Annotated in this window: 20 protein-coding genes, 1 pseudogene, 1 riboswitch and 1 other annotated feature; of the genes and pseudogenes, 10 read left to right on the forward strand and 11 right to left on the reverse strand. The window is 45.5% G+C overall.

The window, feature by feature from the left end; translation table 11 throughout:
- The first annotated feature begins 153 nt into the window (after positions 1–153).
- Positions 154–1,722: an HD domain-containing phosphohydrolase gene (locus tag CGZ90_RS04975; protein WP_094251789.1), complete on the forward strand. Its 1,569-nt coding sequence runs from the start codon at positions 154–156 to the stop codon at positions 1,720–1,722.
- Between the two features lie 20 nt (positions 1,723–1,742).
- Positions 1,743–2,285, forward strand: a complete 543-nt coding sequence (locus tag CGZ90_RS04980) for a GNAT family N-acetyltransferase (protein ID WP_094251214.1) — start codon at positions 1,743–1,745, stop codon at positions 2,283–2,285.
- A 45-nt stretch (positions 2,286–2,330) separates the two neighbouring features.
- Here CGZ90_RS04980 and CGZ90_RS04985 read toward each other — a convergent pair whose 3' ends face one another.
- Positions 2,331–3,959 (reverse strand): M4 family metallopeptidase, encoded by a 1,629-nt coding sequence (locus CGZ90_RS04985; protein WP_094251215.1) that lies wholly within the window; start codon positions 3,957–3,959, stop codon positions 2,331–2,333.
- 321 nt (positions 3,960–4,280) lie between these two features.
- Between CGZ90_RS04985 and bcaP the strand changes: the two genes are divergently transcribed.
- The 3 genes and pseudogenes from bcaP to CGZ90_RS05000 all read left to right on the forward strand — a co-directional run bounded on the left by bcaP (position 4,281) and on the right by CGZ90_RS05000 (position 8,217).
- Complete coding sequence (gene bcaP / locus CGZ90_RS04990; protein ID WP_094251216.1) at positions 4,281–5,666, forward strand: branched-chain amino acid transporter BcaP; 1,386 nt, start codon at positions 4,281–4,283, stop codon at positions 5,664–5,666.
- Positions 5,667–5,784: 118 nt separating this feature from the next.
- Positions 5,785–6,328, forward strand: a pseudogene (locus CGZ90_RS21265) (site-2 protease family protein); the annotation flags it as partial.
- Positions 6,329–7,203: 875 nt separating this feature from the next.
- On the forward strand, positions 7,204–8,217 hold the full coding sequence (locus tag CGZ90_RS05000; RefSeq protein ID WP_094251218.1) for a C40 family peptidase: 1,014 nt from the start codon (positions 7,204–7,206) through the stop codon (positions 8,215–8,217).
- Positions 8,218–8,250: 33 nt separating this feature from the next.
- Here CGZ90_RS05000 and aroA read toward each other — a convergent pair whose 3' ends face one another.
- Genes aroA through aroC form a run of 4 tightly spaced genes read right to left on the reverse strand, consistent with a single transcriptional unit; the run spans position 8,251 to position 12,930 of the window.
- Positions 8,251–9,540 carry a 3-phosphoshikimate 1-carboxyvinyltransferase gene (gene aroA, locus CGZ90_RS05005; protein ID WP_094251219.1) on the reverse strand — a complete coding sequence of 430 codons (1,290 nt, stop codon included), beginning with the start codon at positions 9,538–9,540 and terminating at the stop codon, positions 8,251–8,253.
- Positions 9,541–9,555: 15 nt separating this feature from the next.
- The gene (locus CGZ90_RS05010) at positions 9,556–10,653 is read right to left on the reverse strand and encodes a prephenate dehydrogenase (protein WP_094251220.1); all 1,098 of its coding nucleotides are present in this window, start codon (positions 10,651–10,653) and stop codon (positions 9,556–9,558) included.
- 13 nt (positions 10,654–10,666) lie between these two features.
- Entirely contained in the window at positions 10,667–11,758 is a 1,092-nt protein-coding gene (gene aroB, locus CGZ90_RS05015; protein WP_094251221.1) for a 3-dehydroquinate synthase, read from the reverse strand.
- A complete protein-coding gene (aroC, locus tag CGZ90_RS05020) occupies positions 11,758–12,930 on the reverse strand; it encodes a chorismate synthase (RefSeq protein WP_094251222.1) in 1,173 nt (390 codons plus the stop codon). Before aroC ends, aroB begins: the two co-directional genes overlap by 1 nt.
- 49 nt (positions 12,931–12,979) lie before the next feature.
- Positions 12,980–13,194 (reverse strand) — a binding site (T-box leader).
- A gap of 277 nt (positions 13,195–13,471) precedes the next feature.
- On the opposite strand from aroC, the gene CGZ90_RS05025 reads away from it, so the two are divergent.
- The gene (locus CGZ90_RS05025) at positions 13,472–14,545 is read left to right on the forward strand and encodes a bifunctional 3-deoxy-7-phosphoheptulonate synthase/chorismate mutase (protein WP_379675158.1); all 1,074 of its coding nucleotides are present in this window, start codon (positions 13,472–13,474) and stop codon (positions 14,543–14,545) included.
- 143 nt (positions 14,546–14,688) lie between these two features.
- Positions 14,689–15,042 carry a DUF2512 family protein gene (locus CGZ90_RS05030; RefSeq protein ID WP_165766772.1) on the forward strand — a complete coding sequence of 118 codons (354 nt, stop codon included), beginning with the start codon at positions 14,689–14,691 and terminating at the stop codon, positions 15,040–15,042.
- Positions 15,043–15,422: 380 nt separating this feature from the next.
- Here the strand turns inward: CGZ90_RS05030 and CGZ90_RS05035 are convergent, their stop codons facing one another.
- The 3 genes from CGZ90_RS05035 to proC all read right to left on the reverse strand — a co-directional run bounded on the left by CGZ90_RS05035 (position 15,423) and on the right by proC (position 18,720).
- Positions 15,423–16,676 (reverse strand): glutamate-5-semialdehyde dehydrogenase, encoded by a 1,254-nt coding sequence (locus CGZ90_RS05035; protein ID WP_094251224.1) that lies wholly within the window; start codon positions 16,674–16,676, stop codon positions 15,423–15,425.
- A gap of 70 nt (positions 16,677–16,746) precedes the next feature.
- Positions 16,747–17,859: a glutamate 5-kinase gene (proB, locus tag CGZ90_RS05040; protein WP_094251225.1), complete on the reverse strand. Its 1,113-nt coding sequence runs from the start codon at positions 17,857–17,859 to the stop codon at positions 16,747–16,749.
- 18 nt (positions 17,860–17,877) lie between these two features.
- Positions 17,878–18,720, reverse strand: coding sequence for a pyrroline-5-carboxylate reductase (proC, locus tag CGZ90_RS05045; RefSeq protein ID WP_094251226.1), 843 nt, complete (start codon positions 18,718–18,720; stop codon positions 17,878–17,880).
- Between the two features lie 379 nt (positions 18,721–19,099).
- On the opposite strand from proC, the gene CGZ90_RS05050 reads away from it, so the two are divergent.
- Together CGZ90_RS05050 and CGZ90_RS05055 are read left to right on the forward strand one after the other, a co-directional pair.
- Positions 19,100–19,288 (forward strand): hypothetical protein, encoded by a 189-nt coding sequence (locus CGZ90_RS05050; protein WP_094251227.1) that lies wholly within the window; start codon positions 19,100–19,102, stop codon positions 19,286–19,288.
- Between the two features lie 113 nt (positions 19,289–19,401).
- The gene (locus CGZ90_RS05055) at positions 19,402–20,397 is read left to right on the forward strand and encodes an LLM class flavin-dependent oxidoreductase (RefSeq protein ID WP_133063552.1); all 996 of its coding nucleotides are present in this window, start codon (positions 19,402–19,404) and stop codon (positions 20,395–20,397) included.
- Positions 20,398–20,440: 43 nt separating this feature from the next.
- Here CGZ90_RS05055 and CGZ90_RS05060 read toward each other — a convergent pair whose 3' ends face one another.
- The 3 genes from CGZ90_RS05060 to CGZ90_RS05070 form a co-directional block, all read right to left on the reverse strand.
- Positions 20,441–20,599, reverse strand: a complete 159-nt coding sequence (locus CGZ90_RS05060; protein ID WP_379675159.1) for a Fur-regulated basic protein FbpA — start codon at positions 20,597–20,599, stop codon at positions 20,441–20,443.
- Positions 20,600–20,700: 101 nt separating this feature from the next.
- Positions 20,701–20,814: riboswitch (SAM riboswitch) on the reverse strand.
- Between the two features lie 138 nt (positions 20,815–20,952).
- Entirely contained in the window at positions 20,953–21,801 is an 849-nt protein-coding gene (locus CGZ90_RS05065; protein WP_379675185.1) for a mechanosensitive ion channel family protein, read from the reverse strand.
- A 251-nt stretch (positions 21,802–22,052) separates the two neighbouring features.
- Entirely contained in the window at positions 22,053–22,358 is a 306-nt protein-coding gene (locus CGZ90_RS05070; protein ID WP_094251229.1) for a LapA family protein, read from the reverse strand.
- 138 nt (positions 22,359–22,496) lie between these two features.
- On the opposite strand from CGZ90_RS05070, the gene CGZ90_RS21210 reads away from it, so the two are divergent.
- On the forward strand, positions 22,497–23,342 hold the full coding sequence (locus CGZ90_RS21210; protein ID WP_094251230.1) for an STAS domain-containing protein: 846 nt from the start codon (positions 22,497–22,499) through the stop codon (positions 23,340–23,342).
- Positions 23,343–23,378: the final 36 nt, after the last annotated feature.

Genomic DNA, 23,378 nt, shown 5'->3' on the forward strand with positions numbered 1-23,378 from the left:
TCTAGTAAACATTCCGGCTATAACAGCCGAAAAAATTAATGCAGCATATTTCAACATTTTTTGTAAAATTATTGATATAAAGTACTTTTTTTCCTAATGCATTGGATGTATTCTTATACATACAGACCAATAATCATGAATCGGGTGAAAGCAGTGAATCTTTATAGTGAATTCAAAAAGAAACTGATTCGAAATTACTTGACTGGATCTATTACCGCAGTAGCAGGTGTAGGTGCGGTGTTTATATTCACTACACTGACAAATGCCGCCAGGGAGCCTAAGCTAGCTGGCATCCTGATCATATCTGTACTGTGCATGGTTATAGTAGAATCTTATTTCTTTAACCGTCAGCTAAAAGTGATTAGAGAATTCCTCTCAGAAGAATCTCCTTCCTTAAAAATGACGGAAAAAGCCTATTTTTACGCCTTGGACTTTCCGCAGAAGACAGTAACCCGTATTCTCGGTCCGCACTTTCTTGGGATTACTATTCCTGGAGCCGGCCTCACTGCATTATCAATTAAATACAGTCTGATTTCAGCAGAACTTATTCCATACGATTACGTCGTACTCGCCTGCATCGGTGCCCTTCTTGTGGCGGGCATGCATGCATTGATTGAGTTTTTTCTGACTGGAAAAGCTGTTCAGCCTGTCATCCGCCATATTCAGCAGCTCGCTGCCATGCAATTTGGCGTTCATTTGACACTTGCACGGCCTGTACATTTATCGATCAAACGAAAAATACAGATTAGCATCGTCTTTATTGGTACATTGCCTTTAATACTGTTCGCTCTTGCGACCCAAGTCAGGCTTGATGAGATTTCAAAAATTTTAGAGGAAGTACCAGGGATGGCAGGCACTGCTGAGTTTAATAAATTCGCAGATGTGTCTTCTTCCTTAACCTCATCCTACTGGAGCTGGGCGGTATATGTATTATTAATAGGAATTATTTTCGCAATCATCGGGGCTCTCCTTTTGTACCGTGATATGCAGCAGCCGATGTTTGAACTGAAGACAGCTATGAACGAAGTAAAGAACGGAAACAGCCAGACTCGCTTAGTTAATGTATACCCAGACGAATTTTCTGTACTTTTTAACGGATTTAACCATATGTCAGATGCAATCGTGAAGCGCGATTATGAAAACAGGCTCATGCTTGAAAGCTTCTTTTCCACATTTGCTGCGACACTCGATGCCCGTGATCCTTACACTGCAGGTCACTCTTTAAGGGTAGCTGAGCTATCTGTCGTTATCGGGAAAAAAGCAGGACTTTCACAGCAGCAGATCTTCAATTTAAGAAAGTCTGCACTGCTGCATGATATCGGTAAAATCGGAATTCCTGACGGTGTTTTATTAAAGGAAGGTTCTCTCACTGAAGACGAATTTACGCTGATCAAACGCCATACCGTCATCGGTGCTGATATTTTAAGCCAAGTGCAGCCTCCCGAGGCGATGAGAGCACTCATTCCTGGAGTCAAGTACCATCATGAAAGATATGATGGCAAAGGATATCCGGAAGGACTCACCGGCAACAGTATTCCTCTTTTCGGCAGAATCATTGCGGTGGCTGATGCATTTGACGCGATGACTTCAGACCGGCCGTACAAAAAAGGTATGACCGCAGAAAAAGCGTTAAGCATTATCGAGGGCGGCAGAGGCACGCAATGGGATCCTTATTTTGCTGACCTGTTTATCCAGCAGATGAAGCTGCAGCGATCATCTTAAAAACATTAGGGGAGAAAAATATGAAGATAACAACTGATTTTCCTGTTCTTAAGACAGATCGCCTGATCTTAAGAGAGTTGATCCTTGCAGATGCTGAGGACATTTTTAAAGTTTTTTGTGACCCATTCGTAACGCAATATTATGGCCTTGAAACGTTTACTGATGTGGAGGATGCTGAACATTTCATCCATTCCCTCGATGAAGGGTACCAGCAGGAAAAGTGTATCCGCTGGGGTATCGAACATTCTGAAAGTGGAAAGCTGATCGGTACATGCGGTTTTCATAATTGGAGCAAAATTCACAAACGGACAGAGCTGGGATATGAATTGAACAGAGCTTTCTGGGGGAACGGCTATATGTCGGAGGTGCTTAAGAAGATTTTGCCCTATGCGTTCGATGAGCTCGGCTTTCATCGAATCGGAGCAACGATCAGGCCTGAGAACAAAGAGTCGATCGCATTAGTTGAAAAATTCGGTTTTGAACAAGATGGCCTGCTGCGGGATTACCAGCGCACTTCAAAAGGCTATTTTCCTTTATACATGTATTCGCTTATTAAAAAATAAACAAATCGGCAGAACACATTATACGTGTTCTGCCGATTTTTCACCTTATTGAATTCCTACAGCATCAAAAGCCTGTTTGACGGAGTTAACTTCTGCTGAAGCCGCTCCGTACAGATTAGTCGCTGACTGGATGGCAGCTGCTCTTGCTTGGCTGAAGTTAGAGGAAGAAGTCAAGTAGACTGTGTTCATTCGGTAAAATACCGCTCCAAGCTTTGCCCTGCCGATTCCGCTTACTGTCACCCCGTAATGTGATCCGCCTTCACTCAGAAGGTATGCCGCTTTGTTGATGATTCCGCTGTTTATATGCACTCCGCCATTATCACCTGTGCCTGTATAACGGACTGAATAGTGATCAGGGTCATTGTATTTTGAAGGGTCTGACATTGAACGCAATGCATCTCCTGCAACAGCTGGCGTGTAGATATCTTCACCAATCTCAAAGTCAGGATTTTGGTTATTGTGATACTCGACCAATGTACCGAATATATCTGACATTGCTTCGTTCAGCGCCCCTGATTCATTCTGATAGACAAGGTCCGAGCTCGTGTCCGTCACAGCGTGTGTCAGTTCATGAGCGACAACATCAATTCCGCCTGACAGCGGGATGAAAGTCGTTCCGTCTCCATCCCCGTATACCATCTGTGAACCGTTCCAGAATGCGTTATTGTAGTTTTTGTTGAAGTGAACAGACGATGTGATCTTTGCGCCTTTATTATCATAAGAGTTGCGGCCAAACGTGTTCTTGTAGTAGTCGAATGTGACACCAGCGAAATGGTGTGCATCAACAAGCGCCCCTTCATACGTACTGTTCAGAACATTGTCGCTGCTGCTATACAGTGTACCAGGCAGGAACAGTTCAGGAAGGAAAGTACGGTTCTTCATGTCATAAGTAAAGATCCCGCTGCCTCTCGTATTGTCCTGCAAATAATATTTTCCGCTTGATAATGTCATGTTGAGGGTTTTGGAATCGCCCAGCACTCCTTTACCTGTTCCAGAAGTGTTCGTTCCTGTCACCTCATGCATGTCGTTATAACGGTTTAAGATTTCCCCTGTTACTGCATCGATAAAATAGTTCCAGTTCCCGGGCTCTGGCTGCAAGTAATTCAGGTTCACAAGATAAGCATAATGAGCTGTCTCTTCCTTCATAAAAACAACGAGCTCAGCTTTTGGCGTTTTTTCAAAAACAGCATCGACCCGCAGTGCAGCGACTGCTTTTTTCACAGCATTCGCTTTGCTGATTTTCTTAGATGAAACGAGATTAGCCTGCTTGTCCAGATCTGGAACAACAGAACCCGAAACAGCTGTGATGACACCGTTTTTATCCACAACTGCGGACTGTGTCGAGGCCCATACCTTCACGCCTTTGTACATTTGCTGCAGCTTAAGTACTGTATTTCCGTTCTGCTCAGCCGCCTTTTCTTGAACAACAAAAGCGGTTTCAGCCATTTGGCTGCCTAATTTGAGAGAGGATCTCTGAGTGTTCAGATAGTTAAATACGATCTGCTCAGCTTGTTTTTTGGAAGGAGCGCTCAGCTTCCCTGCCAAAAATGACGTAGTTCCATATTCGCTTTTTGCTTTTAGTGTGATTTGCCCTGCTGCGTCCGCCTGTGTGCTAAAAGCACTTGCTGCCAGAGCTGCTGCAATCCCCAATACAGCATACTTCTTTTTCCCCATTTTTCATTTCCTCCCCAACCTTAAAATGTTCGTTATGATGAACAACATCTTATCACCAAATTTTGTATTTGAATACGAATTTTCTGATAATTGATAGCAAGGTACCATCGCCTTTGAAAAAGAGAATGAAAGAAGTAAAATTGGCGCATTTTAACGTTAGGTCTTTATACGCACATCTTTGTGGGCAGCACTCTGGCATATTTTTTCAGCACATCGGCTGTTGACATCGACATTGTTCGACAATATACTTACTGACGTAGCATTTTTAAATTTTCGATAAATTCGAACTAACAGCAAATTCTGTAAAATGGAGGCATCTTTATGAACATCTTGAGAAAAAAGTCAATCACGCAGATGCTTGAGCAGAGCCAGAAAAGGGCTCTTAATCGTACACTGGGTGCGCTTGACCTCACCTTGCTTGGCATCGGTGCGATCATCGGTACTGGGATATTCGTCCTGACTGGGGTTGTAGCAGCAGAGCACGCAGGTCCTGCGCTGATCATTTCGTTTATCTTGTCCGGCCTTGCCTGTGCATTCGCTGCGTTCTGTTATGCGGAATTCTCATCCACCGTTCCAATTGCAGGCAGTGTGTACACGTATACGTATGCAACACTCGGCGAGATATTTGCCTTTCTAATTGGCTGGGACCTGATGCTTGAATATTTGCTTGCCACCTCGGCAGTAGCAACAGGATGGTCAGCTTACTTTCAGTCACTGTTAAAAGGGTTTGGTGTGGAACTTCCAGCAGTTATCGCATCGGCACCCGGAAGCGGACAAGGCGGTCTAGTGAACCTTCCGGCGATGCTCATCATCCTGACGATGACAGCCCTGCTTTCAAAAGGAATACGCGAGAGCGCAAAAGTAAACAACATCATGGTATTCATCAAGCTTGCCGTTATCCTGCTGTTTATCGCAGCTGGTGTCGGCTATGTGAAGCCAGAAAACTGGCACCCTTTCATGCCGTTTGGATTTGAAGGTATCGTAACAGGAGCTGCTACTGTTTTCTTCGCTTATATTGGATTTGACGCAGTTGCAACAGCGGCCGAGGAAGTAAAAGAGCCGCAGCGAAACGTGCCGATCGGCATTATCGCCTCTCTATCCGTTTGTACAATCTTATACATTGTCGTTTCTCTAGTTCTGACGGGCATGGTTCCTTACACAAAGCTTAATGTTGCTGATCCAGTATCGTTCGCTCTTCATTTTGTTGGACAGAACACACTTGCAGGCTTTATTTCAGTAGGTGCCATCACGGGAATCACGACCGTCCTTCTCGTTATGCTCTTCGCTCAAGTCCGTATTTCTTATGCGATGAGCCGTGACGGATTACTTCCAGGTGTCTTTTCAAAAGTACATGAAAATTTCAAAACACCTTTTGCCAACACGTGGATCACAGGACTTATCGGTGCTGGTATCGCAGGATTCGTTGATTTAACAACGCTTGCGCACCTCGTTAACATGGGAACATTAGCAGCCTTCTCGCTGATCGCGATCGCGGTAATCGTTATGAGAAAAACTCATCCGAAGCTCGAGCGCGCGTTTAAAGCTCCATTCGTGCCGGTACTGCCGATATTAACTGTTCTGTTTTGCGGATATTTGATGATCAGCCTTCCAGCTATCACGTGGATTTCATTCGCGATCTGGATGTCAATCGGAACAGCTGTATACTTCCTGTACGCAAGAAGAAACAGCGAGTTAAACAAAGGATAAATGACTCTTTAAGGACCCTTTTTGCGGGTCCTTTTTTCATTTTCATGCAACTATTTGCCCGCTGTCCCGTATTTTTATTATGATGGAAAGAGAGAGCATAACTATTGGGGGATGAATAATGGAGCAACAAGCTGCAAAAAAACAAAAATCAAAGGTATGGCCATGGGTTGCAGGCATCGGCCTGTTTCTTGCCAATAAACTTAAATGGGTGCTCGGGCTTCTGAAAATAGGAAAGTTCGCCACCCTGGTATCCATGATGGTATCGCTCGGCGCATATGCCGTCTTTTACGGCTGGAAGTTTGCCGTTGCGCTCGTTTATTTAATCTTTGTCCACGAAATGGGCCATTTGTGGGCTGCGAAAAGGAAAAAACTAAAAACATCATCGGCAATCTTTATTCCGTTTCTTGGAGCAGCCATCGGATTAAAGGAAATGCCTAAAAACACAAAGGATGAAGCATTCATCGCTTATGCTGGTCCGTTGTTCGGAATGGCAGCCTTCCTCCCAGCCGTCGCGCTGTATGAGATTAACGGTTCTCCATTCTGGGGGCTTGTTATCTTCTTAGGTGCGCTGCTGAACCTGTTTAACCTTTTCCCAGTCTCACCGCTTGACGGCGGACGCATCGCAGGGGTTTTGTCCACAAAAATCTGGGCGATCGGACTGGCAGCCATCATTCCGCTGATGTTTTTCTCACCCGATCCGATTCTTTTCCTGATCTTCCTGTTCGGGATCGGAACGTGGTGGAAACGAGTTCGAGAGGATTTTGACAAGAGGCAGAAAGAACAAGAAATCACTCTCATGGAAAAAGAAATGGAAAACGTAAGAAAGATTGAGGATGAGCTTGAAACATATCGTGATATGCCAAATTTCGCTTACATTCTTGATACTTATTTTGAAGATATCCGTGTTCAGAAGTCCCGGCTTATCCGGAGCATTCAAGGCGGGATGACCATCCCGTTCTTTCACGATAAGAAAAAGCTTGAAAAGAAAGCCATCATGATTCAAATCGCTCTCTTAGAACAGCGGGAATACCGCTATTTGATGCCATATAAACAGTTTGTCGAGCAACAGACAGAGGAAAAACTGGAAGTCAGCTTCGTACCTAAATCTGAAGAGCCTGTCGGAGAAGCAGAACCGCGTTTTGCAGAAAGCTATTTATCGGCACTAACACAGACAATCAATGAACAGCGTGCGGGACTGGATAAGATGAAAAACTATTACCTGTCTTCCATGAAAACAAAAGTTATCGTTCTTGTGCTATACCTTCTGCTTGCAGCTGCCCTTTCCTATTTTGTCGTTTACGGAAACTCAATTATGGAATTGCATCGCAATATGCTTCCGTAATGCATTGAAAAAAGCTGGCCTAATGGCCGGCTTTTTTTCATGACTATGTACCTGTCGCCATTAGGACTGTAATAAAAAGGAACCACTTTACGAGATACAAAGTCAGGTACGAAGCCTTATTCTTATCCTCATTAAAAGGTGTGATGAAAAGATTCTCGAATTATTGACTCAGTTGATGAAAAAGGAGAGAATCTGATGAAAAATATTACTTCTAAAATTGCAGGGCTCGCTGTGCTGGCTGGAACTCTGTCTTGGACTTCACCAACTGAAGCTTCAGGTCTTATCGGAAAAGAAGCGTTTGTTGACGTAGCGGCTGCCACTCTTTGGAGCAATCCAGGTGCTGCACGCCCTGACACAGATGCTGATTCTTTGTCCAATCCGGTGAATTTATGGAGCTGGACGAAAAGCATGAGTTACGAGCAAAAGCTGTGGCTTGTCGGCGAACTGGAAACACAGGCTCTATTGGGCCAAAAAGTGGATGTTATCGAAGAACAAGGTGACTGGGTAAAAGTAGCCGTGCACGGACAGCCGACCCCACGCCTCGCTGCCGGCTATCCTGGCTGGTTGCCAAAGTCTCAGCTTTCGCAGCATGCCCGTTTTGATAACCATTCAGAAAAACCTTTCGCACTTGTCACAAGCCCTACCGCTTGGCTATATCATGAAAAAGCATTCGTGAAAAAAGATATGGAGATCAGTTACAATACCCGCCTTCCTGTAGTAGCTGATTTGAGAGATGCCTTCGCTGTCATTACCCCTGACGGCAAGACTCGCTGGCTCTCTAAAAATGATGCTTCGCTTTATCAGTCTGAATCAGAAATGCCACAAGCCACAGGTACGCAGCTCGTAAACGAAGCAAAAAAATTCCTTGGACTTCCGTATTTATGGGCAGGAACAGCTGGTTTTGGATTTGACTGTTCAGGTTTCACGTATACGATCCATAAAGCAGCAGGTATCACGATTCCACGCGATTCTGGTCCACAGTCTAAAGAAGGCCTTGCAGTCGAACGGGAAGACCTTCAGCCTGGTGATCTCCTGTTCTTTGCTTACGACAAAGGAAAAGGCCGCGTTCACCATGTAGGGATGTACATCGGCAACAACGAAATGATCCATTCGCCGAACACCGCTTCGACTGTCCGCATCGACAGCCTCGATAACCCTGCCTATGCGGTCGAGTATGCTGGTGCAAGACGTTATGTATCTGCAAAATAATAAAAAAGTGCTGCCTACGCTGGCAGCACTTTTTTATTGCTCTAGTTTTTTCAGCACATCATAAAAACCTGGATATGAAACAGCAGCGGCCTCACTGTTATTGATCACCGTTTCACCGCCAGCGATCAACGACGCAACTGCGAGCATCATACCGATACGGTGGTCACCGAAGCTGTCAGCCTCGGTGCCATTGAGCGGTGTTTTTCCATGGATGATCATACCGTCATCCGTTGCTTCAATATCAGCGCCCATCGCGGCTAGCTGGCGGACGACGGTATCGATGCGATTCGTTTCTTTTACTTTAAGCTCGGCTGCATCTTTTATGACAGTCGTCCCTTCTGCCTGTGTCGCAGCAAGCGCGATAACGGGAATCTCATCGATCAGGCGGGGTATGAGGTCACCGCTGATCTCGGTTCCTTTTAAAGAAGAATGTTTAATAATAAGGTCGGCATATGGTTCGCCTGCATCCTTCACTTCGTTCGTAATCGTGATGTCTGCACCCATTGCTTGAAGCGCATCAATGATGCCTGTTCTCGTCGGATTCATGCCTACCTTAGTGAGTGTGATCTCGCTGCCCGGAACGATTGCTCCAGCCACTAGGAAAAAGGCGGCAGAGGAAATGTCTCCTGGAACTTGGATATGTGTGGCTTTTAAAGCCTGCCCGCTCCTTATCGTGACAGTGTTTTCGGTTGATGTTGTTATCACGCCGAAATCCTTCAGCATCCGCTCCGTATGGTCGCGTGATTTATGAGGCTCTTTAACCGTTGTTTCACCTTCTGCAGTCAGTCCGGAAAGCAGCACTGCTGATTTAACCTGTGCACTGGCCACAGCCGATTCGTGAATGATCCCTTTTGTTCGGCCGCCCCTAATGCTGATCGGGATAAGGTTTCCTTCTTCTCTCCCGTCAATAACGGCGCCCATTTGGCGGAGCGGGCCTGTTACTCTCTTCATCGGTCTTTTTCCGATAGAAGAATCTCCAATTATGACTGAATGGAAAGGAGTGTTGGAAAGAATGCCGAGCATGAGCCGTATTGTCGTGCCGGAGTTTCCCACATCGAGCACTTCTGTTGGCTCCTGTAAGCCTTGAATCCCTTTTCCTTCAATCGTTACGCTGTCTTCATCACGTTGGATGCTGACGCCAAGCTTTTGAAAGCAGCTGATCGTGCTCAGGCAGTCTTCTCCCGGAAGAAAGCCTTTTACCGTTGTCACTCCCTCAGCTATCGAGCCGAACATGACTGCGCGGTGGGAAATGGATTTGTCTCCTGGCACGTCCACTGTGCCTATCAGTCCGTTTTTTGCTGAAGTTAGCTGTATGCTCCCCATCCTGTCATCTCCTTTTTACACTACATAAGTATGATAGTTTTCTGATTGCAAAGCGTCTGATGCTTTATCGCGGTCCTCGCTGCTCTGAAAGCTGATCCTGAGCACCCCGTAAACGTCCTCACGCATCTCGATGATCTGAATGTTTGTGATGCTGATGTGATGATCAGCAAGCAAAGCGGTAACGTTTGAGATGACGCCGGGCTGATCGATGACATCAATATACAAATCGTAATATGAAGTGATAGCTCCTTTCGATCTTACAGGCAGGCTGTCACGGAATCTCTTAGCACCTGAAAAATACTGAAGCAATTCTTCCCCTTCCCCATTCTCAACTAGCTGTTCGACGACGTCCATCTCCTTACGCCAGCTTTTCAGCAATTGCAAGAGCGTTTCGCGATTATGTTTCGTAATATCACGCCACATAGCCGGGCTGCTTGACGCGATCCTTGTGATATCGCGAAATCCTCCTGCCGCCAGCTCGCTTACGAGCGGATGACGGACAGATTGATTCTCTGCCTGCCTCACAAGACTTGCAGCGATTAAATGAGGGAAATGGCTGACAACTCCTGTCACCCAGTCATGTCCGTCTATATCGATCTCAATGAACTTTGCCTTTGTTCCTTTCAGCCAGTTTTTAAGCTGTTCCGTTTTTTCGGAAGGTGTTTCCGGATAACAGGTCAGCATATAAAAGGCGTTTTCAAACAGATGCGCTTTTGCGCTTTCAGGTCCTGTTTTGTGAGATCCTGCCATTGGATGGCCGCCGATAAACGTCACACCATTTTCCTGAAGTATTTTCGCGCTCTCCATAATTCTGCCCTTTGTGCTGCCAACGTCCGTTACAAGTGCTTTCACTGCCTCTCCGCACCCTGCGATGACTTCAAGCCACGCTTCTGACTGATCGACCGGTGCCGCGAGAATGATAAGGTCTGCACTTATTACCTCTTCTTTAATATTTGACGAAGCTTGGTCGATGATATTAAGCCTTTTTGCATCTGCCAGGTTTTTCTCTGATATATCATGGCCGATGATAACAGCTTCATGCTCTTTTTTTATCGCTAATGCAAGAGAACAGCCGATCAGTCCTGTCCCGATAAGCAATACTCTTTTCTTCATTTTCTTATGCTCCTTATTTGGCTGCGAGAAACTTATGCAGTTCTTCTATTAAAAGGGGGTCAGGTACTTCCCTCACTTCCGCTTTTCCGATTTCGGGGAGCAGCACCATCTTTACGGTTCCTGAGTGAGCTTTTTTGTCTTTTTTCATGCGGCTGAGCAGCTTTTCTGGCGAAAGACTTGCCGGAAGTTGAGGGTATCCGAGTTCCTGAAGCCATTCATTTATTTCACTATCTTCTATTAAAGAAGTGCCATATACAGAAGCGCCTATACGGAGCGCGAACAGCATACCCGCTGCTACTGCATCACCGTGAGTCCATTTACCGTAGCCAAGTTCTGCTTCAATAGCGTGACCAAGCGTATGTCCGAAGTTCAGCAGAGCACGTACGCCGTTTTCCCGTTCGTCCTCCTGCACGATCTCCGCTTTGATCTGAATGCCTTTTGTGATGGCTTCCTCGAGACGAGTACCGTACCCCAGATCATCAAGCGACCTTACATTTTCATGGAGATAGCGGTAAAAGGAACGGTCTTTAATGATGGCGTGCTTGATCACTTCTGCGAAGCCTGAACGTATTTCGTGCTGCGGCAATGTTTTGAGGTATTCCGCATCGTAAATCACCGCTTCTGGATGATGAAAAACTCCGATCATATTTTTTCCAAGATGATGGTTGATCCCGGTCTTTCCGCCAACTGAGCTATCATGAGCGAGCAGTGTGGTCGGAACTTGGATAAAGCGGATGCCTCTCATATATGTTCCTGCCACGAAGCCGGCAAGGTCTCCCACCATTCCGCCCCCAAGAGCGATGATTACTGAATGCCGGTCAAGACCGAATTCAAGAGCTGCTGTCTGACAGGAGAAATAGTTTTGAAACGATTTTTCCTGATCGCCGTGCGGGACGATGTGGTCGTAAACAGGAAGAGCTGTTTTGCTTAACTCTGCGGTGACGTCTGAGAGATAAAGTGGTGCCACGTTGTCGTCGCTGATCACCATGAGCGAAGTTACAGCCGGCTTCATGTTCAGCAGCAGCGGAACAATCTCTTTCAAAGCGCCGGAACCGGTGATGACAGGGTATTCTTTTGTCGCAGTCCGCACGCTCAGTTTTTTCATTAAAAGGACCTCGCTTTTTCATTGTGGCGCTTGATGTTCTCTCTGATCGTTTCCATGTTGTCTATTCCGAACTGTGAAGCAACAGCTGCTGCAAGCTCCCAAGCGACGACAGCTTCAGCAACAACACTCGCAGCAGGGACTGCACAGCTGTCTGAACGTTCGATACTCGCAGCGAATGGTTCTTTCGTTTCGATATCGATACTCTGAAGCGGTTTGTACAATGTTGGGATCGGCTTCATCACGCCTCTGACGACAATCGGCATTCCTGTTGTCATGCCGCCTTCAAAGCCCCCGGCGTTGTTTGTTTTTCTAGTGTAGCCGTCGTTCTCGTTCCAGAGTATCTCATCGTGCACCTGGCTGCCCGGCTGTCTTGCCGCTTCAAATCCGATACCGATCTCCGCACCTTTAAATGCGTTGATGCTCATAATGGCAGCTGCCAGTTTCGCGTCGAGCTTAAGGTCGTAATGCACATAGCTTCCGACACCGACCGGCATGCCTTCTACAACCACTTCAACAATTCCGCCGATCGAATCGCCGTTCGCTTTTGCGTCGTCGATCGCTTTCATCATTTTCACACCAGCTTCTTCATCCAAACAACGGACAGGCGATGCTTCTGTGGTCTCCTGCAGCTGCTGTATGGAGTCATAAGATGTATTTTCGGCTTTAACTCCACCGATCTCTAGAACATGGCCCGCAACCGTGATGCCGAGCTGGGAAAGGAACTTTTTCGCTACTGCCCCTGCCGCGACACGGACCGTCGTTTCGCGTGCTGATGAACGCTCAAGCACGTTACGCATATCACGGTGTCCGTATTTGATCGCTCCATTCAGATCCGCATGCCCAGGACGCGGCTTCGTGACTTTCCTTTTCACTTCTGCTTCTTCACCTGGGTCAATCGGCTCTGCGCCCATAATTTTTGTCCAATGGGTAAAATCTTTATTTTCAACGGTAAGTGTTATTGGCGATCCTAAGGTCAGGCCGTGGCGTACACCGCTTGAGATGACAGCCTGATCTTTTTCAATCTGCATCCTGCGCCCGCGGCCGTGTCCTTTCTGGCGGCGGCTCAGTTCTGTGTTGATATCATCAGCCAGCAGTTCAAGCCCTGCCGGCACTCCTTCTAATATCGCGGTCAGCTGCGGACCGTGTGATTCTCCAGCTGTTAAGTATCTCATTTGAAAGTTCCTCCTTTTTTATGAAAACAAAAAACGCCCCTGCAGAAATTGCAGGGACGAAATATATTCGCGGTACCACCCATTTTGCGGAACAGACATAGCTCCGCCACTTTACATCGGATAACGGGAGGTCCCGGCTTTTTTTCAAAAAAGCGGCTCAAGGATTGTACTTCAAGCATCGATCTGTGCTGATTTCCACCAACCATCAGCTCTCTATTTGCTACATGTAAAGATGCTCTACTAATGTCCTGTCATTGCGTTTTCGTATTGGTTATATCAAGTTTTAACACTTCAACGCGCGATTGTAAAGTACTGAGCCTGATTTTTTTAAAAATTTACACAAACAGACACATCGCTTCAATATATGGGAGAATAGACAATAAAAAAAGTTTGAAATAACCCCTTGACTGTTGCGCGAACACGCTTTAAAGTATTAAACAATATCTTTCCTGCAGGAAGACAAATCAGCCAATACGAATGGGGCCAAAGCTGGCGCCTGACCTTGTTCTTAAGGCAAAAAGAGAAAGAGGAGTGGGATATCATGACAACGGAATTAGAACAGTTGAGAACAGAAATTGATGAGATTAGCCTTAAGATTTTAGATTTATTAAACGAGCGCGGGACACTCGTGCAGCAGATCGGCAAGTTAAAAGAAACACAAGGTGTGAAAAGGTTTGACCCGATTCGGGAACGCAAACTGCTTGACTTGATCGCGGAACACAACGATGGTCCTTTCGAGACATCGACGATCCACCATATCTTCAAGAAAATTTTTCAGGCGAGCCTTGAACTCCAAGAAGACGATAACCGCAAAGCTCTTCTCGTTTCCCGCAAGAAAAAGCCTGAGGACACAATCGTTAACGTGAAAGGCGAGCGTATCGGTGACGGGCAGACTCATTTTGTAGCAGGCCCGTGTGCTGTGGAAAGCTATGAGCAAGTCAGACAGGTCGCACAAGCCATCAGCCAGCAAGGGCTTACCCTGTTACGCGGCGGAGCGTATAAGCCGCGCACTTCTCCATATGATTTCCAAGGCCTTGGTTTTGAAGGTCTTCAGATCCTTCGCAAAGCAGCAGATGAATTCAACCTCGCTGTTGTGAGTGAAATTCTGAACCCGAACGACCTGGAAACAGCACTTGATTATGTTGACGTAATTCAGATCGGCGCACGCAACATGCAGAACTTTGACCTATTGAAGGCTGCGGGACAAGTCCGCAAGCCAATCCTCTTGAAGCGCGGTTTATCAGCCACGATTGAGGAGTTCATGTACGCCGCAGAGTACATTCTGGCACAGGGCAACAGCGAGATTATCCTTTGCGAGCGCGGTATCCGTACGTACGAAAAAGCGACACGCAACACACTTGATATTTCAGCTGTTCCAATCCTGAAGAAGGAAACACATCTTCCAGTAATGGTCGACGTGACTCATTCTACCGGCCGAAAAGACTTGCTTCTGCCTTGCGCTAAAGCAGCGATCGCAATCGGTGCAGACGGCGTTATGGCCGAGGTTCACCCGGATCCTGCAGTTGCATTGTCTGATTCTGCACAGCAAATGAACATTCCAGAGTTCAATGAATTCATGAGCGCACTGAAAAAATCAGCTGCTCTGGCGTTTTAAGGATTTAATAGCCGCCGATTTACCTGCATAGGTGAATCGGCGGCTTTCTCTTTATGAATAAAAATGGATACCACCGCTCATGATGATAAGGTAGGCTACTATTAATGTGCCCTTATCTTCTCAAAAAGAAAGCGGTGTTGTTCATGCAAAGTTTATTGATAAAAATCATCGGAATCCCTACCCTGCTCATTGTTGCCACGTTCATGTTTGAGAGCGTTAAAATCACCTCTCCTTGGGCTTATCTGGTCATTACAGCCGTATTGGCCCCGCTAGGCGTTTTGTTGGAATATGCGCTCATACCACGTATGACATACAGCAGAACGGTCGCCGCTGATTTTATTGTTACTTTCTTCATTGTGCTCTTGCTCTGTTTAGCACTGCCTGGGGCCGAAGTGACAATCTGGGGCGCTTTTTTAGTAACATTGCTGTTGACCGGAATGGAAGCCCTTGTGCACAAGCATCTGGTCGCCGATCATCGGGAGCATTCGTATCATTAAGTTAAAGAATGGCAATCGCGATAATGCGATTGCTCTTTTTTTGTTTGTTGGGATTTGTTAGGAGGGTTCGGAGAGTTAAAACGGCTGTTTAACTCATGCTAGAGTAAGGTTATGTGCCTTTTTGAAGAGTTAAGTGCCATATAGAGGTTGTGTGCCATTTCTGGAACTTGTGTGCCATATTTCAGGCTTTTGTGCCGATTTTTTCACTTATGTGCCATTCGCTAAAATTCGACCACGAAAATAAGAAAAAAAAGCCGCTTCCCAATCGCGGGAAGCGGCTTCTGTCCATTCCACACGGACAAATCAGCTAGGTTGTCCTTTTGCGGTACCGTACCCCCACCAGAGTTCCCCAGCGCTCATCCTGCCTACTCCAATTCCTGCTATCGGGTCTGACCGGTGCCGTGCATGAGATATTTGACCGTTGTTAAGGCTGGGAGCCCCATAGGGCCTCTTGCGTGAAGCTTTTGGGTGGAGATGCCTATCTCTGCGCCAAAGCCCAGCGCACTGCCATCTGTGAAGCGTGTGGACGCATTGTGATACAATGCCGCTGCATCAGCTATTGCCATGAACTGATGTGCAGTGTCTTTATTTTCTGTGATGATGGCTTCAGAATGTTTTGTTCCGTAACGCTCGATATGCTCAAGAGCCTCATCAAGAGAACTCACCACTTTAATTGCGATGTCTAGGCTCAGGTATTCGTCACTCCAGTCTTGTTCGTTAGCTGGAATAACATCTGGCAGGTTTTCTGCCGCTTTTTCATCGCCATGGACTGTGATGCTGTGAGCAGCGAACATTTCAGCAATTGCGCTGCTGTTTTCTTTCAGCCAGTCTTCATGTATGATCAGCGTTTCCGCTGCGTTACATACAGCAGGACGGTCTGTCTTTGCATTCACTATGATTTTCAGTGCTTTATCTAGGTCTGCTTCTTTATCGATATAAAGGTGGCAGTTTCCTGTTCCTGTTTCAAGTACAGGAACCGTTGCATTCGATACGACCGCTGAGATCAGCTTAGCGCCTCCGCGCGGGATGAGCACATCGATATGCTCTTTCATCGTGAACAGCTGCTGTGCTGCAGCTCGGTCTGTGCTGTCGATAAATTGAACCGCCTCAGCAGGTATTTTCGTTTCACGCAGTGCCTCATGCAGTACTTCTACAATCGCTCGGTTTGAGTTGATGGATGAAGAACCGCCTTTCAGCACGATGGCATTTCCTGATTTTAGGGCGAGGCCTGCTGCATCAGCTGTTACGTTTGGTCGAGCCTCATAAATCATGCCGATCACGCCGAGCGGTACACGTACTTGCTGAACGTGCAGACCGTTTTCAAGTGTCCATTCTGATAAAATGTCACCAGTAGGGTCGTCAAGTCGTGATACCTCACGCAATCCTTTCGCTAATTCCAGAACACGGCTCTCCGATAATGCGAGCCTGTCCATATATGCCTCATCGAACCCTTTTTCTCTTCCTTTATGAAGATCAGCTTCATTTGCTTCTAAAATTCTCTTAACGTTTTTTTCGATATGGTCAGCGAGTGTATTTAACGCTTCATTTTTTTCATTTTCACTTAAAAGACTTAATGTCTTCGCAGCTTTTTTTGCAGCTATAGCTTGCTGTTCAACAGATATCATGGTTTTCATAATAAATTAACGCCTCCTAAAGTTTTTCCATTCAAAGGTTCTTTATCGGGCTTACTTTACATCAACTAGATTACAATGATGCTGGGATACAGAAGTCGAAGTAGCAGACAAACGCTTCACGGTCGATGATCGCTTTCTTCTTGCCGTCTGTGCCTTCTTGAAGCTGTTCAGTTGAATAGTTAACAACTCCAACGCCGATTTCTTCGCCTGAGTCGTCACCAATCTTAACGACGGCTCCGTTTTCAAACTTGCCTTTTACTTCTTTTACATCACCACTGTACAAGCTTTTGCTTCCTTCTAAGAGAGCTTCTTTTGCTTTTTTATGAATGATGATTTTACCTTCTGGGCCGGAATTGAACGCGATCCACTGGCGTTTGCGGTCAAGGTTCGCAGATTCCGGTTTATTTTCAAAATACGTTCCGTGAGCATTTCCGTTAACTGCATCAATCAAAATGTCTGGGATGTCCGCTTTTCCAAGAAATGTTGATATGCCGGATGCCATGGAAATCTTGACTGCGTCGATTTTGGATTTCATGCCGCCTGTCCCTACTGCACTGCCGGAGTCTCCAGCTGCTGCTTCAATCGACTCGGTGATTTCCGTCACGTGCTCAAGCATCTTCGCATCAGGGTTAGTAGACGGATTGTCCGTATATAGCCCGTCAATGTCAGACAAGATCATAAGCTGGTCAGCATTGATCAATGCGGCTACTTTTGCAGATAATGTGTCGTTATCGCCGAACTTAAGGCGGTCTACAGTCACTGTATCATTTTCATTGACGATGGGAATGATGCCGCGCTCAAGCAGCACATTAATCGTATTACTCATGTTGTAATATCGGTTTTCATTTGAAAAGTCTGTACGAGTGATCAAAATCTGTGATGCGACATAGCCATGGGACAAGAAGAGCTCAGAATAGGATTCCATAAGAAGTCCTTGCCCGATTGAGGCTGCCGCTTGTTTTTCCGGCAGGGAGCTGGGCCGTTCAATAAAGCCCAGCTTTCTGTAACCAGCTGCCACCGCTCCTGATGAAACAAGCACAACTTCCATGCCTTCATCCTTCAAAGCAACCACTTGATCAACGAGCTTCTCAAGCTTTTTGCGGCTGACTTCGCCGTGCAGACTTGTTAAAGAGCTGCTCCCGATTTTGATGACTACTCGATTTGGCTTTTTGCTGTGTAACATTCTATCCCTCCAGTTTAATTAGGAAGTGACAAGCACTTTTTTCAGCTCATCACTGATTTCTTTCGATCGTTTAGATGCAGAGTTTACCGCCTGTGCGATAGCATTGCCTCCGCCGTTATCCATTAGTGCCGCAAGACCTGCAGCAGTCGTTCCGTTTGGTGATGTGACATTTTCTCTTAATTCACTTGGACCTTCTTCGTTTTCCATGATCATTTTCGCTGCTCCTAAAAGAGTCTGTGCGATGATCTTGCGGGCTACCTTGCTCTCTAGCCCCTCTTCTTTACCGGCTTTCTCCATATGTTCCATCAAATAATAGAAGTAAGCAGGTCCGCTTCCAGCAATGCCAGTAAAGATATCCATTTTGTTTTCTTCTATTATGAACACTTCTCCCATGCTTTCGAGAAGTTCCTTAACCTCAAGGACATCATCCATCTTTGTATGCTTTCCTGCTGTCAATGCAGTTGCCGACTCTTCAACCATGCTTGAGGTATTCGGCATAATGCGGATGACTGGCTGATTTTGCGAAAGATGTTCTTCCATAAAGGATGTGGAGATGCCTGCCAGAACGGAGCTGACAATCTGATGCGGCTGCACTTTATCTTTAAGGTTCAGGAGCGATTCTGCAGCATCTTTCGGCTTCATCGCTAAAATGAATAGGTCAATCTCGCTGTAGTTCAACTGTTCTAATGAAGACGTCTGGATTCCGTATTTCTCCTCCAAAAAAGCTCTTCTTTCAATGTTTGATTTGTTGCATGCGATGATTTGTGCTGCAGGAACCATCTTTGAACTAATGATTCCCGATATCATGGCCTCTGCCATTGATCCAGCTCCTATAAAAGCGATGTTTTTGTTTTTAAGCATCAAATCCTCCTCAAATTTCTTCTCAGTTTGTTCGTATTTTTGTTCGCGTTTTTTCACTTTTATTATCGTAACATGCTGAGATTCTATTTCAAGGGTTATGGTGACATTGATGTCCAATAAGCCCAGATTGTGAGTGAAAACGCTATCATAAGACTATTATTTAAATAATTGAGGTGAAAACAGCAAAATACTGCCCTTATTCCATGAAAATCACGATATTTAAAAGTAAAATTAAAGCCCGGCCTCAGGGGCATCTGCTTTCATTATAATGAGATAGGCATGAAGCCTCATTTTTTTCCATAAATAGCCTTTGTTATGCTGCTGTAACAAAGACATGATATACTGTACAAACGCCACGCATAGTTGGAGGTTTTTTATTATGGCGATGTATTTAGTGGACCACGACAGACACGTTGTGCACAGAACCGCATTCATTAAGACCGAATGCGAGCATAGAGAGATTTTAAAAGCTCAAGAAGAACATCTCAACAATCTTCAGTCAGTGGAAGAGCTTCTTGAACGCAGCGAATATCATTTATGCGAGCACTGCGCCGAAAAAAACATATAGATTCAATAAGCGGGGGATTATCCTCCGCTTATTTTTTGTAAGCAAAAAAATGGACATCTTAATAAACGATTAAGATAATAGGGATACGACAGAAGCAGGAAAGGAATGTTTTTTTGAAAATCAGTATTTTAGACCAGTCACCCGTATCCAATGGCATGACTGCGCATCAGGCACTTCAAAATACGATAACACTCGCTCAGCATGCTGAAAGGCTTGGATACCACCGTTTTTGGGTTTCCGAACATCATAATTCTGACAGCCTTGCGGGATCTTCCCCTGAGATTCTTATTTCTGCAATCGCGTCTAAAACTGAACGTATACGTGTCGGTTCTGGCGGAGTCATGCTTCCCCACTACAGTGCATATAAGGTTGCGGAAAATTTCGCGCTGCTGCAAACAATGTTTCCAGACAGGATCGATCTCGGCCTTGGACGTGCTCCAGGGGGAATGCCGCTTGCCACTATGGCACTGCAGGAAAATTCTTCGCGAGATATTCGAGACTACCCAAACCAGATCGATGACCTAATTGATTATCTGCACAACAATACCGATGACCACCGTTTTCAAGGTTTAAAAGCAACACCTGTACCTGAAAATGCACCGGAAATGTGGCTGCTCGGCTCAAGCGGATCGAGCGCAGCGGTTGCCGCTGAAAAGGGCGCCGGCTTTTCGTTCGCTCATTTCATTAATCCCGTGGGCGGTCCGCAGGTCATGCAAAGTTACCGTGAAAATTTCAAGCCTTCCATAATCGGTCAGCAGCCAGCTGCCAGCGTTGCTATTTTCGCTGTTTGTGCGGAGACCGAAGAAAAAGCGGAAGCACTCGCATCGAGTCTCGACCTGTCGATTCTCCTGATTGAAACCGGCAGGAGCCGTGACGGCATACCGAGCGTCGAACAGGCAGCAGCGTTTCCTTACACTCCGTATGACCGTGAGCATATCGCCCATAATCGCGGCCGCATGGTAGTAGGAACACCTGATTCTGTTAAAAAGCAGCTGGAGCAGCTTGCGGCTGCATACGGAACAGATGAAATTATAATCGTCAGCATCATACATGACTTTGAGGCAAAACTGCAGTCGTATAAACTCATCGCCGAGGCATTTAAGAACTAAAAAAAACAAGCAGGATCACAAATGTGATCCTGCTTGTTTGCGTTTACGATGTCTCTTCGGTTGGCTTCATCATTTGAAGCATCCGGTACTCCCTCTCCAGATCTTCAAGAGAGACTTCGTACAGATGTCTTCCGTCGCTCGTTTTGAAGATATTATGCCCTAGAAGATTGGTGATCAGCTTGTCTTTCAGTTCTTCAGTCACAGCGAAGTCTCCCTCCTTACTATGTATGCTAATAAATATAAATGCCCCTTCTTTTATAAGAAGAGGCATCATGAGACAAAAAAATCCGTCCGTATACGCTCTTCTTATCTTTCAGACCGTGAGAAAATCACGAGCTGATGGATTTGGCACAGTACGTCTACCGCCTGCTGCCGAGGGTTCAAAGGGCCAGTTCCCTCCCCCTCTCATAATAAGAAAAACACTATTCTCTTACTTTAAATGTAAGCGCTTTGCAAAGAAAAGTCAAATTTGGGGGTACGGTACCATTTCCGCAAAACGGTGTATTATCAGCCAGTTTTTGTAATGGTACCGTACCCCCGCAGTTCCCCCAGCTGCTAGTTGGCAACTTTGACTTTTTTGTCGATGTGCACTTGGTGAGGGTATGGAATCTCAATATCCGCTTCGTCCAATGCTTCTTTGATCGCTTTTCTTAATGCCCGTTCTACTCCCCATTGCTCCATGTTTACCGTTTTCGCAAGGATGCGTATCACAACTTCAGATGAACCGAAGCTTTGAACACCAAGTACATTTGGTCCTTCAATAATTTTATCGTTCACATCTTTTACATTTTCACAGGCTGACCGAATAACCTCGAGCGCCTCGTCAATGTTCTCTTCATATGCGATGCCGATATCGACAAGCGCCTGCATGTTTCCGCGTGAATGGTTAGCTACCGTACTGATTTCCCGGTTCGGAACGTAGAAAAGTGTGCCGTCAAATGCTCTGATATGTGTTGTACGCAGTCCTACTTCTTCTACGATCCCTGACACGTTGCCCATTGTCACAAAATCGCCGACGTCCATCTGTTTCTCGAGTAAAACGAAAAACCCAGTGACGATATCGCTAACTAGTCCCTGCGCGCCAAATCCGATTGCCAGTCCGAGAATTCCCGCTCCTGCTATAAGCGTTTTGATATCTAGGCCGAACAAATCAAAGATGATGCCTGCGAAAATGAAAATCAGCAAGTATGAAAAAAGATTTAACACAAGCTTCTGAAGTGTGATGACACGGTTTGTTGTCATTCTTTTATTTCTTGCCGCCTGATCGAACATCCGGGCGATCACTGTTTTTCCGATCGTTTTTACAATAAAGAAAATGGCCAGTATGATACACAGTTTCAAAAAGAACATCCATGACTGAACCATCAGTTCTCCCCAATTAACTTTAGAAAGCCATTTTTCCAATGTTTCCAAATAAACTCACTCCTATGTACTTTGTATCTTAATCATTTGACCCTGTTATTTCGAGTTGAAATTTAGCCTGAAATTCCAGTTTCTAAAGGATAAGAGACTCCCGATACGCTTAACTGAAAGCCAGTCCTAAAACGAAATCAACAGGCAGGTAAACAGAGTTCTAAAATAAAGTATTCGCACGTCCGCTTCGTTTTTGGCAAGCAAATCGGAGGTTGAATTAAAAAAAATCCCGCTGCGCAGGATTATTCTTCATGTGCTTCTTTTGCTTGATACTCTTTCACAGGCTTCCTGTTTTTCTTCGCTATATCCGCATTCGCTTGATTCTCTTGTCTTTTCAATGCGGTTCTAAGCTGAACAATTTTGATGAAGCCCAATAGTCCTACTGATAGACCGCCGATAGCAGCCGAGCCGAGAATGATCAGTACGAGCGGCCATTCAGCTTTTCCGAAAAGATAATTAAACTCCACTTCATTTCCATTAATCACCGCAAAGACGGCAATCAGCAGCGCAAAAATCAGCCCTAATAATAAATACACCTGCATTTTCATCCTATTCACCTCACTAGTACAAATTAACTGATTAAGCTATTTGAAGATCAAATTGCAATCTTTTTAACTGCATTAATGTTACGATAGGGTAGATGAACAAAAATATTGACTATACTGACAAATTGGCGGTGTTGCCGAATGAATATATCTAAAGAAAGCCTGCATGCCATTTCTTTCGCCATTATTGAGCAGAAAGGATCGATTGCTAAAAGGGTTTCTATTCTTCAGGAAACAGACTACCCAACAGAGCTCTCTCATCTTTCTGACGTGTTGATCCCTATGCGAGAAGAATTGGTCGAGCTTTACGGCAAGAGCCTTGTCATGACAGACGAAGCCTGCTTTGCTGCTTTCGATGAATGGGGCAGCAGAACAGGACAAGCATGCTTAAATGTGAAAATGCCGCTGGATGCTGCTTTAAAGGAAACACGGTATTTCCGAAAAGAAATAATTGAAATTTTGACTGCAGAATCGGAATTTCATGATATTACAATAAAAAATTACCATGCCATTACGAAACGTATTCATGAGGTCATGGATCATGCAGTATATGCTTTCAGTTTAGCTTTTATTTCGTACAGCGATCAGCTGAAAAGAAGTGCGCAGCAATCAATGAACGAATACTCTGTGCCAATTGTCCAAGTCGGACATGGAGTCGGTATCCTTCCGTTGGTCGGTGATATAGATACAGAACGTGCTCGTGTGTTAATGGAGAGAACTCCTCAAGAATGTGTCAAACTGTCGCTGACCGAATTGATTGTTGACCTCTCGGGTGTGCCAATCGTCGACACAATGGTCGCTCAGCAGATTATCCGGCTTGGTGAAGTGATTAACTTGCTCGGCGTGAAACCAATGATTACAGGAATCCGCCCAGAAATCGCTCAGACGATGGTCGCGCTAAATATCGATTTTTCAAAGTTCCCTTCCTTTGCATCCCTTCATTTTGCTTTGGAAGAGATCGGATTCACCTTAGCGCAAAACAATTAAAAAATTCATGCAAGCTCTCCTGATCACAGGAGAGCT

Origin of the sequence: Fictibacillus aquaticus (genome assembly GCF_002245695.1) — a bacterium.
Classification (GTDB): Bacteria; Bacillota; Bacilli; order Bacillales; family Fictibacillaceae; genus Fictibacillus; species Fictibacillus aquaticus.